Origin of the sequence: Breoghania sp., assembly GCF_963674635.1 — a bacterium.
Classification (GTDB): domain Bacteria; phylum Pseudomonadota; class Alphaproteobacteria; order Rhizobiales; family Stappiaceae; genus Breoghania.
In genome coordinates this window covers 2983346-3000239 of the sequence record NZ_OY771475.1, presented here as the reverse complement: position 1 = coordinate 3000239, position 16894 = coordinate 2983346, and the positions used below count along the sequence as shown (strand labels likewise).

Below are 16894 nucleotides of genomic sequence, written 5' to 3'. Positions count from 1 at the left end.
CCATGTCCGCTAGCACTTCCAGCGCGCCGGCCGCCGGTGGCCGCGCCTATAATTTTGTTGATCACCACCATGACGTCGTGGTGGTCGGCGCGGGCGGCGCGGGTCTTCGTGCGACCCTTGGCATGGCCGAACAGGGCCTGAGGACGGCCTGTATCTCCAAGGTCTTCCCGACCCGCTCGCACACGGTTGCGGCCCAGGGCGGCATCGCCGCCTCCCTCGTCAACATGACGCCGGACAACTGGCACTGGCACATGTATGACACGGTGAAGGGCTCCGACTGGCTCGGTGACACCGATGCCATGGAATATCTCGCCCGCGAGGCCCCGGCTGCGATCTACGAGCTGGAGCATTACGGCGTGCCCTTCTCGCGCAACGAGGAAGGCAAGATCTACCAGCGCCCCTTTGGCGGCCACATGCAGAATTTCGGTGACGGCCCCCCGGTGCAGCGCACCTGCGCGGTGGCCGACCGTACCGGCCACGCCATCCTGCACACGCTCTACGGCCAGTCGCTGAAGAACAACGCGGAATTCTACATCGAGTATTTCGCCCTCGACCTGATCATGTCCGATGACGGCGTGTGTCAGGGCGTCGTGGCCTGGGATCTCGACACCGGCACCATGCACCGCTTCAACGCGAAGATGGTGGTTCTGGCGACCGGCGGTTACGGCCGCTCCTACTTCTCCTGCACCTCCGCCCACACCTGCACCGGCGACGGTGGCGGCATGGTCGCGCGTGCGGGCCTGCCGCTTCAGGACATGGAATTCGTGCAGTTCCATCCCACTGGCATCTATGGCGCGGGCTGCCTGATCACCGAAGGCGCGCGCGGCGAGGGTGGCTATCTGACCAATTCCGAGGGCGAGCGCTTCATGGAGCGCTATGCGCCGTCGGCCAAGGATCTGGCCTCGCGCGATGTCGTTTCGCGCTGCATGACCATCGAGATCCGAGAAGGTCGCGGTGTCGGTCCGAAGAAGGACCACATCTATCTCCACCTCGACCACCTCGATCCCGCCCTGCTGCATGAGCGGCTCCCGGGTATCTCCGAATCGGCCAAGATTTTCGCCGGTGTGGACCTCACCAAGGAGCCGATCCCGGTTCTGCCGACGGTCCACTACAACATGGGCGGCATTCCGACCAACTATTGGGGCGAAGTGCAGCGTGGCGAGGGGATCGGTCCCGACAATGTCCAGCCGGGCCTGATGGCCGTCGGCGAAGCGGCTTGCGCCAGCGTTCACGGTGCGAACCGTCTTGGCTCCAATTCGCTGACCGACCTTGTGGTCTTCGGCCGCGCGGCCGCGATCCGTGCCGGTCAGGTCATCGATCCCAGGGAGCCGGTGCCCACGGCCAATGCGGCGTCGGTCGAAAAGATCATGGATCGGTTCGACCGTCTGCGTCACGCCAGCGGCTCCCAGCCCACGGCGGTGCTGCGCGAGAAGATGCAGCGCATCATGCAGGAAGACGCCGCGGTGTTCCGCACCCAGGAAAGCCTGGAGCAGGGCTGCCAGCGCATGTCCGCCCTGTGGAAGGAAATGCCGGACGTGAAGGTCACCGACAAGTCGCTGATCTGGAACTCCGACCTGGTGGAGACGCTGGAATACGAAAACCTGATGGCCAATGCCATCACCACCGTCTATTCCGCCGAGGCCCGCAAGGAATCGCGCGGCGCGCATGCCCGCGAAGATTACAAGGACGGTCCGTTCGACGGTCGCGACGACGAGAACTGGCGCAAGCACTCCATCGCTTGGGTGAATGAGGCCGGTGACGTCAAGCTCGGCTATCGTCCGGTCGTCACCGAACCGCTGACCAAGCCGGAAGACGGCGGCATCGACCCGAAGAAGATCGCACCCAAGGCGCGTGTCTACTGAGGGAATTGCCTGCGAAATGCCAAAAGGTCGCTCGATCGACACCGTGTCGCCCTACGGATCCCATCCGGCGGGCGGCCTCGTAAGAGCGGCCTGGAGGCTGATCGACGGCGGTGGGTTCCATGCCACGTTGCGCCGCAAGGCGGGCGGGGCCATAGCGTGGCTCTTTTCGGGGCCCTATGATGTGGAAGCGGGAGGTCTGAAGTTCCGCCTCTATCCGGGCGAGAACTATGACGACCGCAAGATTGTGGCGCGTGCGCGCCTGCCTGAGCAGGCCGAGCACGCGCTGATCGGCAAGTGGCTGCGCCCCGGCGTGGAATTTGTCGATATCGGCGCCAATGTCGGCACCTATTCCCTCTTCGCCGCAAGCCGGGGGGCACGGGTGTTGGCGATCGAGGCGTCCGCGGCCACGGCAGCGAAGCTTGCCTTCAACATTGCCGCCAACGAGACCCTGGAAGGGTTCGGCGGGGTTAAGGTGATGCTGACGGCGGTGGGCGAGGAAGAAGGCCGACTGACCTTGTGGACGTCGGCGCGAAATTGGGGCTTCGCCACGCTCGCGGGCGATGTCGCCGAAGGCGAAGCGGGCAAATGGCAGACGCAGGACGTGCCCGTCCGGCTTCTTGCCGACGTTCTGGGCGAGGCCGGGATCGGCCGCGCCGACGTGATGAAAATCGATGTGGAGGGCTTCGAGGACCGGGTGCTGATGCCCTATCTCGAAGCGAGCCCGCGCGGCGTCTGGCCGCGCGTGGTGCTGATGGAAACGAATTGCAGTGCGGCCTGGAAACGGGACCCGCGCGAAACCCTGACGGCACATGGCTATGTGGTCGAAGGCGAGACGGAGGACAATGTCCTTCTCGTGGACCGCACCGACCATGCAACCTGAGACGGCGGGCCCTGGCGCCCGGATCAAGCGGAGCAAATAACGTGGTTCAGTTTACGCTTCCCCGCAACTCGACGGTCAAGACCGGCAAGGTTTGGGAAAAGCCCGCCGGTGCAACCAATTTGCGCGAGTACAAGATCTACCGCTGGAGCCCGGATGACGACAACAATCCGTCGCTCGACACCTATTTCGTCGATATGGACGATTGCGGTCCGATGGTGCTCGACGGTCTGATCTATATCAAGAACAAGATCGACCCGACGCTGACCTTCCGCCGCTCCTGCCGCGAAGGCGTTTGCGGGTCCTGCGCGATGAACATCGACGGGACCAACACGCTGGCCTGCACCAAGGGCATGGACGAGGTGAAGGGCGCGATCAAGATCTATCCGCTGCCGCACATGCCGGTGGTGAAGGATCTCGTCCCGGACATGAACCTGTTCTATTCGCAGCATCGGTTCATCGAACCCTGGCTCAAGACGGTATCGCCGACGCCGCAGACCGAATGGCTGCAGAGTGTGGAAGACCGCTCCAAGCTCGACGGCCTCTACGAGTGCATCCTGTGCGCCTGCTGCTCCACCTCCTGCCCGAGCTACTGGTGGAATGGCGACCGTTACCTCGGCCCGGCCATCCTGCTGCAGGCCTATCGCTGGCTGATCGACAGCCGCGACGAGGCGACCGGCGAGCGCCTGGATCAGCTGGAAGACCCTTTCCGCCTCTATCGCTGCCACACCATCCTGAACTGCTCGCAGGCCTGCCCGAAGGGACTGAACCCGGCGCAGGCCATTGCCGAGATCAAGAAGATGATGCTGGAACGCGTATTCTAGCCGCCGGATATCGGTGTGCGAATGACAGGAAGGGCTGCCCCGTGGGGCGGCCCTTTTTCTTTGTCCGGGGGCGTTGTCGTCCGGCCCGAGGCCGCCGCGCCCGCCTCACGCGCCTTCACCTTCGCGCGAATGACGCGAGCGTGACTTAACGAAGGCGGCCCTTCGCCCTATGTCGGGGGAAAGTCCCGATCGGAGGAGATCCACATGCGCTTTCAGGCCCGTCCCTTGCGCAGCACGTTGGTTGCCGCAGCTCTCACCTTGACATTCTGTGCCGCTCTCGCCCTCACGGCTGCCCCCGTCAAAGCCGACACCGCGCTTTTCGCCGGTGGCTGCTTCTGGTGCGTGGAATCCGACATGGACCAGGTGGAGGGGGTCACCGCCACCGTTTCCGGCTATGCGGGCGGTACGAGCGAAAACCCGACCTATGGCGATTACAGCAAGAGCGGGCATCGCGAGGTCGTCGAGATCACCTACGATCCGGCGAAGGTCTCCTATGCGGAGCTGGTCGACATCTTCCTGCATTCGGTCGATGTGACCGACGCAGGCGGCCAGTTCTGCGACCGGGGGCGCTCCTATTCCACCGCGATCTATGCCTTGAACGAAGAGCAGGCGCGTGACGCCGCGGCAGTCAAGGCGAAGGCGGAAAAGGCACTGGGGTCAACCATCGTCACGCCCGTTGAAGGGGCTGCGAAATTCTGGCCCGCGGAGGACTACCACCAGGACTACTATCTCTCAGACAAGCGCACCCTCACGCGCTTCGGCTACATCACCCGCGCCGATGCCTACAAGAATTATCGCAAGGCCTGTGGGCGCGATGCCACGGTGCGCGCCGTGTGGGGCAAGAGCGCATACAAGGGCATTGCCGGTCATGAAGGTTCATGACCGGTCGTCTTATTGTCGAGATGAGGTTGATTGAAAGCGGGGCGGCCTACTTGCCGTCGACGTTGAACGAGAAGCGGTAGGTCACGCCGATCCCGGCGGTGAACTGGTTCGCGCTGCCGGACCGCTTCACGATGGGGCTGTCGGCGGCGTCGCCCAAAAGGCGGCGATAGCCCGCATCGGCATAGAGCATGACGTCCTGCGTGGCCTCATATTCCAGCTGCAGCTGCACCCCGACGTCCTGAATGCCGCTTTCGGCCTTGAAGGCGGAGAACTTGCCGCCCGAGGCGACGGCTTCGGAGGGGGTGACGCCGAAATAGGTCGACATGTATTCGGAATCGGCGAAAGTGAGCCGCGGGCCGAACTTGACCAGCAACCTGTCGGAGGGTCGCGCCAGCGCATCCACGCCAACCTCGCCGACGACCCCGTGATGCCCGTTGAAGCCACGGCGCACTTCCGCGAAGGCTTCCACCCAGTCGCCCTTGTAGCGCACGCCGCCGCCAAGCTCGATGGCCCAGTCCACCTTTTTGAGGCCGGTCAGCTCCGCCTCGTCGCGTTCCCCGACGAATTTCGCGGTCGGATAGATCGCAAGGCCAGCGTCCTCACGGTAATCGGAAACCTTGCCAAGCACCGGCAGCACCAGAAAGCGCAGTTTGACGATGGGGGTGGGGGAGAGCATGTAGCTGTCCGCGCCGGGATATTGCGGGGCCATACGTCCGCCCACGCCAAGCTCGAAGATGATATCCGTGCCGGGTTCCGGCCCGGTGGGCTCGGCCAGAGCCGGCACCGTCACAAACGATGCCGCCATTGCGGCTGCGAGGCCAAATCCGAGATATCCGCGAGAAAGAGCATTCCCCATTGCGCCGTTCATCCTGAGCATGTTGGGACCATCAAACTGCCCGCACAATAGGTCAGCCCGGTTAACAAGCAAAACCGGATTCAACCGATCCGGCGCTTTGCAACCGGGTAACATGCTGCCGCGCGCGTGTTTTCGGCTTCGGGTTGCGCAAAGGTCACAGCCGGAACCCTTGCGCGAAGGGTCGCGCTGCAAACCGGCGGCATATCGAAGGCGCCGCGAGGCGCCATCAGGCGCACAAGGGGCGGCTGTCGGGGGCTTCCGCCGCAAGAAACTGGGAGACGGCAGTGCGAATCGCCTCGTAGAGGGCCGGCACCGAAAGGGCATGGGCGCGATCGCGACAGGCGAGCCGCCAGTGGCGGCGCTCGGCCCCATTGCACCAGTCGGGCGCATTTTGGGGAAATGCGACCCCGAGCGCGATGATCATGTCGGGCACCGGCGCATGGGGCATGGCGAAGAGCTGCCAGGATTTCGGTTGCAGCAGAGCGGTCGCATGCCCGCGCCCGCGCAGATGACGCTCCACGCCGGGATGGATCTGTCCCGCCGGGGTTTCGGATGCGGAGAAGGCGCGAAATGTCCCGCGGGCCTCGCGGTTCAGACAGACTTCCGCCATCGGACCAAGTATGGCGTTATCAGGACACAGAAAAAGCACGTTGCTCACGGGGGGACCTCCGGGTCGGGGGGATCGGTGTCGTCCTCTGCGTGAGCCCAATAGCGGTGCTTTCCAACATCCGTGTGACGGCACACGCAGAGAGCGAAGAAACGCACAAATCGCGAAAAAGATGCAGGCGCTGTTGCGCGGGACGGGCCGGGTCTGGCATCTGAAAAAACGAACCGGTTTGGCAGCGGGAGCGGTGTTGGTCTGCCCTGGCCTGCGCGGTCACCACATTTCCCCCGTATTGCGGTGCAAGGAGGACGGTGCGTTGCCTGTGCTCGCAACAGGCGAGCGTTGCACCGATGCCGCGGTTTCACGGTTCACGGGTGGGCATCGGGCGGGTAGATTGATCAAAACGGATCAAGGAACGAATCGGTATGAAGAAGGCGGCATCCATCGCTGCAATGCTGTGTCTGGGAGCCCTGGCGGCTGGTTGTACGCGTTTTGATTACGGGCGTTCTCCGTCGCCGGCCGTAAGCGCTCCGCGCCAGCCCGTCTCCGAAGGCGGGGGGCTGCAGCCGCTGGTGGTTGCCCCCGATCAGGGCCAGCCCTCCTATGGACAGCCCGGTTACGGGCAGCCGGGCTATGGAAATGGCGGCTATGCGAATGGCGGCTATGGCAACGGAACCTATCCGCAAGGCACCGTCATCGGCCCTGACGGTCAGCCGGTCAGCCAGCCGGGCGCGCAGGGCACGGACGTGGCCGCTGCCACGCCGCAGGGCGGAGCGACGTCCAACCAGTCGGCACCGCCTGCCGGAGCGCCGCAGATCGGCCGGACCGAGCTTCTCGGCGGCTGGACAATCTCGGCGGGCGGAAATTCCTGCAAGCTCTTCATGAACCTCACGAAGTGGAGCGGTGGCTACCGCGCCAACACGCAAGGTTGCGGTGGTCCTCCGCTTGGCGCGATCGCTGCGTGGGATCTGAACGGCGCGCAGGTCATCTTGAAGGATAGCAACGGCGTCCAGCTCGCCACGCTCTACAAGAGCGGCAACGAACGCTATGACGGGCGCACCGGCGCGGGCTATCCGATCTCGGTCTCTCGCTAAACATCTCCTATCCGAATTTTGGGCCCGGGGCTCCTTATTGGAGCTCCGGGTTTATTATTATCTTGCCTGATGTAATATACTCTGACGTCATTGCCCTTTAGTCGATCTGGCTATTCTCATTTTAAAACTGTCTGGACCCGTCCGTAAGGAAATGTAACCATACGGCATTTGGGGGAAAATATTTAACATGGCGAAATATGATCCATTGAAGTTGCACCTTGCCCAGTTGCCGGATTTCGAATGGACGGCGGGCTTCGATGAAATCGAGCGGATCCTCGGAGGCGCTCTGCCGGCCAGTGCCACGGCCCATCGCACCTGGTGGGCGAATTCCGGCGGCCTGCTGGTGCATCAGGAAGCGTGGTTGACCGCCGGGTGGCGCGTTCGGCAGGTTGATATTTCCCGCCGTCAGGTGACGTTCCAGCGCGCGCGTCTGGGCGCCGCGCTTGCGCGAAGTGGCGAGCGTTCGGGCAAGGACAAACAGCCGACGCCGGCGCGCGCCAATGGCGGCTTGCCAGCCTCGTTGCGCAAGGCGCTGGAAACCAGCCGGAAGCCGCTGAACCTGTCGGCCCGCATCGACTGGTCGGAAATCGGGTCGGCCCGCCGCAACGGTTCGGGCTGGCATTTGCCGGAAGCAGGACATGTGCCCGCATTGTGCCGGTTCCACATTTTCAATGGTGACGATCATCGGGTTCTGGTGGTCATCACCCGTGATCTGGATGCCTTCCTGCGGGCCGCGGAGGCCGGCGGAAAGGCTGCTGCCAAGGTTGAACAGGCGAGCGAAGTGGCGGAGGCCATGGCGTCCGCCGATCATGTGGTGGTGGATGCCGCCACGCCGGGGCAGGCATGGATCCTCGTTGACGGGCGCGGCCACAAGGCCGATCTCGGTGATGACGGCGAGCGCTGGTTCGTGGCCTGGGCGGCAGCCGTCGGCAATCGGCAGACAGGGCTCGAAGCGGAACTGATCGCAAGCTGAAGCCTGGCCGATGCCTGGACCGGGCATCGGCGCGTCCCCCACCTTCCTTCCGCTCTCCATGCGCGCTCCCAACCGGGGCTTGCGCCTTTTTCCCCGCGCGCAGCGATGCGACCGCTGGCCTGACCTGGCTGGCCGCCGCCCCGGACCTTCATCGGCTTGCTGGTGTTCTCCGGGGCACGGCGACGCGGTGGCCTTGTCGGATTTCCCGTGATCGGAAAGGCTGGATGAGCGGTCCGCATGTGTGCTGGTCACGGGCGCGCGCAGGGTTGTACGCTCTGGTGAGGTTTTCGGGATGTAACCCGGGTCAAACGGCCAGCCCGAAGATCGCTCAAAAGGGAGGTAGCCGGATGAGCCTTGTTCCTGTGCTCGATGACGACGAGATGTGCGCTGAAGCCCGTGCTGTCATCGATGATATCCGCGCCACGCGCCAGACCGATTTCATCAACAATTTCTGGCGTGTGCTTGCCAATGATCCGGTCGCTCTCCGGCGGACATGGGAAAGTCTGCGCGAGGTGATGGGCCCTGGCACGATCGATCCGCTGACCAAGGAGATGATCTATGTGGCCGTCTCCATCGCCAACAACTGCGAGTACTGCATCCGCTCGCACACGGCGGCGGCCCGCAAGCGCGGCATGAGCGATGCGCAACTGATGGAGCTTCAGTCCGTCGTTGCCATGGCCAGCGAAACAAATCGTCTGGCGGTGGGGCTTCAGGTGCCGGTTGACGCGGCATTCCTGGGTGCCCGCTCTGCCCCTGCGTCGTCAGACGATTAGCGGGCAAAGGGGCTCTCTTGGCCCAAAAAAGATGGAAAGCCCATGAAACCTCTCGCCTTTCGCGCGCTTGTCAATAAGCGGCGCAAGGTTTATCGCTGCATTAGACTGCGACCTTTCGTCCGCCGGTAATGTCTCTTTCGGCGGGCGCCAGGGCGCCCTCCGCCCTCCGTGCTTCAAGTCTGGAAGCTATGCCAATGTCTGCTCCCGAAACGCCGACGCCCAGCGTCCGCGAACGTTACGAGGCGATGGTCTCTGCCGGGGAGTTGTCCCCCGATCCCGCCCAGCGCGAGATTGTCAGCCGCCTCGACGCCCTCAATGAAAGCCTGTCCCGCCGTCCGGAGACGAAGCTGTCCCCGCTGGGCTGGCTCTTCGGCAAGAAACAACCTGCCGAGACCCTGAAGGGGCTCTATGTCTGGGGATCTGTCGGGCGCGGCAAGACCATGCTGATGGATCTCTTCTTCGAACGTGCCAATGTCAAACGCAAACGGCGGGCACATTTTCATGAGTTCATGAGCGATGCCCACGAGCGCATCCATGCCGCGCGTCAGAAGATCAAGGCGGGCGTTCTCAAGGGGCCGGATCCGATTGCGCCGGTGGCCGACGCCCTGGCCAAGGAAACCGAGCTTCTCTGTTTCGATGAATTCTCCGTGACCGATATCGCCGACGCCATGCTGCTCGGACGGCTTTTCGAGAAGCTCTTCGATGCCGGCGTCGTGGTGGTTGCCACCTCCAATGTCGATCCAGACGATCTCTACAAGGACGGCCTCAATCGCGGCCACTTTCTGCCCTTCATCAAGCTCTTGAAAACCCACGTGGATGTCTTCAATCTCGATAGCCCGACCGACTATCGGCTGGAGAAGCTGGCGGGCACGCCTGTCTATCTTTCGCCGCTCGGAGAGGCCGCGGATGCGGAGATGGAGCGTATCTGGCAGGCGCTGACGCAAGGGACGAAGGCGCGCGCGGACAGGCTGGAAGTGAAGGGCCGATGGATCGAGGTTCCGCAAACGGCATGTGGGGTGGCGCGCTTCACTTTCGCCGACCTTTGCGCCCGCCCCTACTCCGCCGCCGATTACCTGCGTGTCGCCAATGCCTTCCATACGGTCATGCTGGAACATGTACCCGTCATGCAGCAGAACAGGCGCAATGAAGCCAAGCGTTTCATCAACCTGATCGACGCGCTTTACGATCATCGCATCAAGTTGGTGGTCTCCGCGGAGGCCGAGCCGGACCAGCTTTATCTGGGCACAAGCGGGACGGAGAAGTTCGAATTCGATCGAACGATTTCCCGTCTGACGGAAATGCGTTCCGAAGAGTATCTGGAGGACGCAAAGGAAGGAATTGATTGAGTTTCGGGCCGGAAATCCGTGTGGGAGCCGAAAAAGGGACTGACCTACGGATATTTTACCCCGTACAATTGTCGAAGCTTGGTCCGGGCGGTTGCGCCGCGCGGGCAAAGAGAGTATCGACACCGCGACCATATGACCTATGGCCGTAGCTGACGTTTACGTAAAGGGAAACCAACAGCATGGCGCGAAATAAGATCGCACTCGTAGGGTCGGGCCAGATCGGTGGCACGCTCGCACATCTCGCAGGTTTGAAGGAACTCGGCGACGTCGTCATGTTCGACATCGCTGAAGGCGTCCCGCAGGGCAAAGCGCTGGACATTGCGGAATCGTCGCCCGTCGACGGTTTTGACGTGAAGCTGGCCGGCACGAATACCTACGAGGCCCTGGAGGGCTCGGATGTCGTGATCGTGACCGCCGGTGTTCCCCGCAAGCCCGGCATGAGCCGCGATGATCTCCTTGAGATCAACCTGAAGGTCATGGAGCAGGTGGGCGCGGGCCTCAAGAAGTATTGCCCGAACGCTTTCGTCATCTGCATCACCAACCCGCTCGACGCCATGGTCTGGGCGCTGCAGAAGTTCTCCGGCCTGCCCGCCAACAAGGTGGTCGGCATGGCGGGCGTTCTCGACAGCTCGCGCTTCCGTCACTTCCTTGCCGATGAATTCGATGTCTCCGTCAAGGACGTCACCGCCTTCGTGCTCGGCGGCCACGGCGACACCATGGTTCCGCTGACCCGCTATTCCACGGTCGCCGGCATTCCGCTGCCCGATCTGGTCAAGATGGGCTGGTGCACGCAGGAGCGTCTCGACGAGATCGTCCAGCGCACCCGTGACGGTGGTGCGGAGATCGTTTCGCTTCTCAAGACCGGCTCCGCCTTCTACGCGCCCGCGGCCTCCGCGATCGCCATGGCCGAGAGCTATCTCTATGACAAGAAGCGCGTGATGCCCTGCGCGGCGCATCTGGATGGCCAATATGGCCTGTCCGACACCTATGTCGGCGTCCCGACCGTGATCGGCGCCGGGGGCATCGAACGGATCATCGAGATCGACCTGAACGCCGACGAAAAGGCGAATTTCGAAAAGTCCGTCGCCGCTGTCGACGGTCTGGTCCAAGCCTGCAAGAAGATCCAGCCTGCGCTGGCGTGATTGGGCGAGGGGGGCAACGGCTCCCCTTTGTCATTTTGAAGGTGCGCGATCGGGAGGAAGACAACCGGATCGCGCATCTGCTGAGAATGGCGCATGACCCCCGGCCCGATGCCGGACCATGCGCAGGATCCTGAAACGAGAGATCTCTCGAGGGAGTCGTCATGAACATCCACGAGTACCAGGCCAAGGCGCTGCTGAAGGAATTCGGTGCCCCTGTCGCCTCTGGTGTGCCCATTTTCTCCGCCGACGAGGCCGAAGCCGCAGCCAAGCAGCTTCCCGGCCCGCTTTACGTGGTCAAGTCGCAGATTCATGCGGGCGGCCGCGGCAAGGGCAAGTTCAAGGAACTGGGCCCCGACAGCAAGGGCGGCGTCCGCCTTGCCAAGACCATCGAGGAGGTGGTCGCCAACGCCAAGGAAATGCTTGGCAACACGCTCGTGACACAGCAGACCGGCGCTGCCGGCAAGGTCGTCAACCGCCTCTATATCGAGGATGGTGCCGACATCGATCGCGAACTGTACCTCTCCCTGCTCGTTGACCGCACCGTCGGCCAGGTCGCCTTTGTGGCCTCCACGGAAGGTGGCATGGACATCGAGGAAGTCGCGGCCCACACGCCGGAAAAGATCCTCACCCTGCCGATCGACCCGGATGCGGGCGTGACGGCGGAAGCCGCCGGCAAGGTCTGCGACGCGCTGAAGCTTGAGGGCGCGGCGCGCGAAGACGGGCTGAAGCTCTTCCCGATCCTCTACAAGGCCTTCACCGAGAAGGACATGAGCCTTCTGGAGATCAACCCGCTGATCGTCATGACGGACGGTCACCTGCGCGTCCTCGACGCCAAGGTCTCCTTCGACGGCAACGCGCTCTTCCGCCACGACGACGTGATGGCTCTGCGCGACAAGTCGGAAGAAGACGAGAAGGAAATCGAGGCCTCCAAGTTCGACCTCGCCTATGTGGCGCTCGATGGCGACATCGGCTGCATGGTGAACGGTGCGGGCCTTGCGATGGCCACCATGGACATCATCAAGCTCTACGGCTCCGAGCCTGCGAACTTCCTCGATGTCGGCGGCGGCGCCTCCAAGGAGAAGGTCACCGCGGCCTTCAAGATCATCACCGCCGACCCGAACGTGAAGGGCATTCTGGTCAACATCTTCGGCGGCATCATGCGTTGCGACGTCATCGCCGAGGGCGTGGTCGCGGCCGTGAAGGACGTCGGACTTCAGGTGCCGCTGGTCGTGCGCCTCGAAGGCACGAATGTCGAGCTCGGCAAGAAGATCATCAACGAGAGCGGTCTCAACGTGATCGCCGCCGATGACCTCGACGATGCCGCGCAGAAGATCGTCAAGGCCGTGAAGGAGGGCAAGTAATGTCCATTCTCGTCAACAGAGACACCAAGGTCATTGTTCAGGGCCTGACCGGCAAGACCGGCACGTTCCACACCGAGCAGGCGCTCGCCTATTACGGCACCAAGATGGTTGCCGGCGTTCACCCCAAGAAGGGTGGCGAGACCTGGACGTCCGGTCTCGACGGCGCGGCCGAGCTGCCGATCTTCACCACCGTCGGTGATGCCAAGGAAGCGACCGGCGCCGATGCCTCCGTGATCTACGTCCCGCCCGCAGGGGCCGGTGCTGCGATCATCGAAGCGATCGACGCGGAAATTCCGCTCATCATCTGCATCACGGAAGGCATTCCGGTGATGGACATGGTCAAGGTGAAGGCCAAGCTCGACAAGTCCAAGTCGCGCCTGATCGGCCCGAACTGCCCGGGCGTTCTGACGCCAGAAGAGTGCAAGATCGGCATCATGCCGGGCTCCATCTTCAAGAAGGGTTCTGTCGGCATCGTCTCGCGCTCCGGCACGCTGACCTATGAAGCCGTGTTCCAGACGTCCAATGCCGGTCTCGGCCAGACGACGGCTGTCGGCATCGGCGGTGACCCGGTCAAGGGCACCGAGTTCATTGACATGCTGGAAATGTTCCTCGCCGACGATGCGACGGAGTCCATCATCATGATCGGTGAAATCGGCGGTTCGGCCGAAGAGGAAGCCGCCCAGTTCATTGCCGATGAGGCCAAGAAGGGCCGCAGGAAGCCGATGGCCGGCTTCATCGCGGGCCGCACGGCGCCTCCGGGCCGCACCATGGGCCATGCCGGTGCGGTGATCTCCGGCGGCAAGGGCGGCGCGGAAGACAAGATCGCGGCGATGGAAGCTGCAGGCATCAAGGTCTCGCCGTCTCCCGCCAAGCTCGGCGAGACGCTGGTTGAGGTCCTGAAGGGCTGATGAATGATCCGACCGGCGGCGGATGCCGCCGCCGGTTACGCGCCTGCCTCATGCAAGGTGCTGACGGTATTGTGACTGCCTGGTATGCAGACAATCCCTTAAGTGCTTGCTTGACGAGGGCTTCCGGAGTTAGACGGACGCCCTTTACGGTATGATGATGCGGCAATATGGCGCATACTGACGACGAGCTGATGAAGCACTGACGAAGAGAGGGCGGCCTTTGCGGGCCGCGCTCACACATCATCGGGGACGGTTGCCGTCCTCACACTGGCCACAAGGCGCGGCTGGAACGTCGCGCCGTCATGAGCGGGGCGGAGGTCAATACCCTTCGCTGACAGACACAATGGCACGGCAGGACGCGAACGAAGCATTCGCACTGACGTCGTTCCTTTACGGCGCGAACGCAGCCTATATCGAAGACCTCTATGCGCAATATCAGGAAAATCCGGCTTCGCTGGATGTGGTATGGCGTGATTTCTTCGACAAGCTGAAGGACGAGCCCGCGGACGTCGTCAAACAGGCGCGCGGCGCAAGCTGGAAACGGCCCGACTGGCCGATGACGCCCAATAGCGAACTTGTGGCGGCACTCGACGGCAACTGGGCCGCGCTTGAGCCGAAGATCGCGGAAAAGATCAAGGACAAGGCTGCCGCCAAGGGCGCGCCCATGTCGGAAGCGCTGGTCCAGCAGGCGACCCGCGATTCCGTGCGCGCGCTGATGATGATCCGCGCCTATCGCATGCGCGGCCATCTGCAGGCCGACCTCGATCCCTTGAAGCTTGAGCCGATGAAGGATCACGTCGAGCTGCATCCGGGCACCTATGGCTTTGCGGAGGCCGACTGGGACCGTCCGATCTTCATCGATCACGTTCTGGGGCTGGAATTCGCCACCATCCGCGAGATGCTGGCGATCCTCAAGCGCACCTATTGCTCCACGCTGGCCGTGGAGTTCATGCACATCTCCGATCCGGCTGAAAAGGCCTGGATTCAGGAGCGCATCGAAGGCCCGGACAAGCAGATCACCTTCACCAAGGAAGGCAAGAAGGCCATCCTCAACAAGCTGGTTGAGGCGGAGGGCTTCGAGAAGTTCCTTGATGTCAAATACACCGGCACCAAGCGTTTCGGTCTGGACGGTGGCGAGGCGCTTCTGCCCGCGCTGGAACAGATCATCAAGCGCGGCGGTCAGCTGGGCCTGAAGGAAATCGTTCTCGGCATGGCTCACCGCGGCCGTCTGAACGTTCTCTCCCAGGTGATGGGCAAGCCGCTTCGCGCCATCTTCCACGAGTTCAAGGGCGGGTCCTACGCGCCCGACGACGTGGAAGGCTCCGGCGACGTGAAGTACCACCTCGGCGCATCGTCCGACCGCGAGTTCGACGGCAACAAGGTGCACCTCTCGCTCACCGCGAACCCCTCGCATCTGGAAATCGTCAACCCGGTGGTGCTGGGCAAGGCCCGCGCCAAGCAGGACCAGCACTCCGTCAAGGATGGGCATTGGGTGGAGACGGTTGACGTCGACCGCTCCAAGGTCCTGCCGCTGCTGCTGCACGGCGATGCCGCCTTTGCCGGTCAGGGCGTCGTGGCCGAATGTTTCGGCCTGTCGGCCCTTCGCGGTCACCGCACCGGCGGTTCGATCCACTTCATCATCAACAACCAGATCGGCTTCACGACGAACCCGCGTTTCTCGCGCTCGTCGCCATACCCCTCCGACGTCGCCAAGATGATCGAGGCGCCGATCTTCCACGTGAACGGCGATGACCCGGAAGCCGTGGTCTATGCGGCCAAGGTCGCGACGGAATTCCGTCAGGCCTTCGGCAAGCCGGTCGTCATCGACATGTTCTGCTATCGCCGCTTCGGCCACAATGAGGGCGACGAACCCGCCTTCACCCAGCCGATCATGTATCGCGAGATCCGTCAGCATCCGACCACGCTGCAGATCTATGCCGACAAGCTCATCGGCGAGGGTGTGGTCACCGCCGACGAGGTCGAGGCGCTGCGCGCTGAATGGCGGGCCCGCAACGACGAAGAGTTCGAAGCCGGCCAGGCCTACAAGCCCAACAAGGCGGACTGGCTCGACGGCAAGTGGGCGGGCCTGAAGCAGGCCGCCAGCAGCGAGGACCCGCGCCGCGGCCAGACCGGCCTGAGCGATGCCACGCTGCGCGATCTCGGCACGAAGCTCTCCACGATCCCTGACGATTTCAATGCCCATCGCACCATCCGGCGCTTCATGTCGAACCGCGCCAAGATGATCGAGACGGGCGAGAACATCGACTGGGCGACCGCCGAGGCGCTGGCCTTCGGATCCCTTCTGAAGGAAGGCCACAAGGTGCGCCTGTCCGGTCAGGACGTGGAGCGCGGCACCTTCTCGCAGCGCCATTCCGTGCTCTACGATCAGGAGACGGAAGCCCGCTACATCCCGCTCGCCAATGTGAGCGAGGATCAGGAGCGCTACGAGGTCATCAACTCGATGCTGTCGGAAGAGGCGGTGCTTGGCTTCGAATATGGCTACACGCTGGCCGAGCCCAACGCCCTGACGCTCTGGGAAGCGCAGTTCGGCGATTTCGCCAACGGCGCGCAGGTGATCTTCGACCAGTTCCTGTCGTCGGGCGAACGCAAGTGGCTGCGCATGTCGGGTCTCGTCTGTCTGCTGCCGCATGGCTATGAGGGGCAGGGTCCCGAGCACTCCTCGGCCCGTCTGGAGCGCTATCTCCAGATGTGCGCGGAAGACAACATGCAGGTTGCCTATTGCTCCACGCCGGCCAACTACTTCCACATTCTGCGTCGGCAGCTGAAGCGCGATTTCCGCAAGCCGCTGATCCTGATGACGCCGAAGTCGCTGCTGCGCCACAAGCGCTGCGTCTCGCGGCTTTCGGAACTGGCCGACGACACCTCGTTCCACCGCATCCTGTGGGATGACGCGGATATGGGGCTGGATACGACGCCGAAGCTCGTCGCCGACGACAAGATCCGGCGCGTGGTGATGTGCACGGGCAAGGTCTATTACGATCTGCTGGAAGAGCGCGAGAAACGCGGCATCGACGATGTCTATCTGCTGCGCGTCGAGCAGCTCTATCCCTTCCCGACAAAGGCGCTGGCCCAGGAGCTCACCCGCTTCAAGAATGCGGACATGGTCTGGTGTCAGGAAGAGCCGAAGAACATGGGCTCGTGGACGCATGTCCAGCCCTATCTGGAATGGGCTCTGGCGCAGATCGAGGCCAAGACCGAGCGTCCGCGTTATGTCGGCCGCCCGGCAGCGGCAGCGACCGCCACGGGCCTCATGTCCAAGCACATGGCGCAGCTCCGCGCCTTCCTCGACGAAGCTTTCGCCGAGAGCTGATCTTGAGGCGGCGAGCGCGCGTCGCGCCCGCCGCTTCCCGCCATATCGACCGTAAAACCGC

General features: G+C 63.2%; 14 protein-coding genes. 12 read left to right on the top strand and 2 right to left on the bottom strand.

The genetic code is table 11. From position 1 onward, the window contains the following. The first annotated feature begins 2 nt into the window (after positions 1-2). The 4 genes from sdhA to msrA all read left to right on the top strand — a co-directional run bounded on the left by sdhA (position 3) and on the right by msrA (position 4445). Entirely contained in the window at positions 3-1862 is a 1860-nt protein-coding gene (gene sdhA / locus ABGM93_RS13085; RefSeq protein WP_321500086.1) for a succinate dehydrogenase flavoprotein subunit, read from the top strand. Between the two features lie 16 nt (positions 1863-1878). After that, a complete protein-coding gene (locus ABGM93_RS13080) occupies positions 1879-2742 on the top strand; it encodes an FkbM family methyltransferase (RefSeq protein WP_321500085.1) in 864 nt (287 codons plus the stop codon). 41 nt (positions 2743-2783) lie between these two features. Then, entirely contained in the window at positions 2784-3563 is a 780-nt protein-coding gene (locus ABGM93_RS13075) for a succinate dehydrogenase iron-sulfur subunit (RefSeq protein ID WP_321500083.1), read from the top strand. A 204-nt stretch (positions 3564-3767) separates the two neighbouring features. Beyond that, the gene (msrA, locus tag ABGM93_RS13070; protein ID WP_321500081.1) at positions 3768-4445 is read left to right on the top strand and encodes a peptide-methionine (S)-S-oxide reductase MsrA; all 678 of its coding nucleotides are present in this window, start codon (positions 3768-3770) and stop codon (positions 4443-4445) included. 46 nt (positions 4446-4491) lie between these two features. Here msrA and ABGM93_RS13065 read toward each other — a convergent pair whose 3' ends face one another. Beyond that, entirely contained in the window at positions 4492-5250 is a 759-nt protein-coding gene (locus ABGM93_RS13065; protein ID WP_321500079.1) for a MipA/OmpV family protein, read from the bottom strand. A 277-nt stretch (positions 5251-5527) separates the two neighbouring features. Continuing rightward, positions 5528-5959 (bottom strand): low molecular weight phosphatase family protein, encoded by a 432-nt coding sequence (locus ABGM93_RS13060; protein WP_321500077.1) that lies wholly within the window; start codon positions 5957-5959, stop codon positions 5528-5530. A gap of 371 nt (positions 5960-6330) precedes the next feature. On the opposite strand from ABGM93_RS13060, the gene ABGM93_RS13055 reads away from it, so the two are divergent. The 8 genes from ABGM93_RS13055 (at position 6331) to ABGM93_RS13020 (ending at position 16833) form a co-directional block, all read left to right on the top strand. Next, entirely contained in the window at positions 6331-6999 is a 669-nt protein-coding gene (locus ABGM93_RS13055) for an AprI/Inh family metalloprotease inhibitor (RefSeq protein WP_321500075.1), read from the top strand. Between the two features lie 187 nt (positions 7000-7186). After that, positions 7187-7972, top strand: a complete 786-nt coding sequence (locus tag ABGM93_RS13050; protein WP_321500073.1) for a hypothetical protein — start codon at positions 7187-7189, stop codon at positions 7970-7972. A 347-nt stretch (positions 7973-8319) separates the two neighbouring features. Further along, positions 8320-8745, top strand: coding sequence for a carboxymuconolactone decarboxylase family protein (locus tag ABGM93_RS13045; protein ID WP_321500071.1), 426 nt, complete (start codon positions 8320-8322; stop codon positions 8743-8745). 194 nt (positions 8746-8939) lie between these two features. Beyond that, on the top strand, positions 8940-10091 hold the full coding sequence (gene zapE, locus ABGM93_RS13040) for a cell division protein ZapE (RefSeq protein ID WP_319772373.1): 1152 nt from the start codon (positions 8940-8942) through the stop codon (positions 10089-10091). 179 nt (positions 10092-10270) lie between these two features. Beyond that, positions 10271-11233 (top strand): malate dehydrogenase, encoded by a 963-nt coding sequence (gene mdh, locus ABGM93_RS13035; RefSeq protein WP_319772374.1) that lies wholly within the window; start codon positions 10271-10273, stop codon positions 11231-11233. Positions 11234-11394: 161 nt separating this feature from the next. Further along, positions 11395-12594: an ADP-forming succinate--CoA ligase subunit beta gene (sucC, locus tag ABGM93_RS13030; RefSeq protein WP_321500068.1), complete on the top strand. Its 1200-nt coding sequence runs from the start codon at positions 11395-11397 to the stop codon at positions 12592-12594. Further along, the gene (sucD, locus tag ABGM93_RS13025) at positions 12594-13502 is read left to right on the top strand and encodes a succinate--CoA ligase subunit alpha (protein ID WP_321500067.1); all 909 of its coding nucleotides are present in this window, start codon (positions 12594-12596) and stop codon (positions 13500-13502) included. The genes sucC and sucD overlap by 1 nt, the downstream gene beginning before the upstream one ends. Positions 13503-13845: 343 nt before the next feature. Then, entirely contained in the window at positions 13846-16833 is a 2988-nt protein-coding gene (locus ABGM93_RS13020; RefSeq protein ID WP_321500065.1) for a 2-oxoglutarate dehydrogenase E1 component, read from the top strand. The last annotated feature ends 61 nt before the right edge of the window (positions 16834-16894 follow it).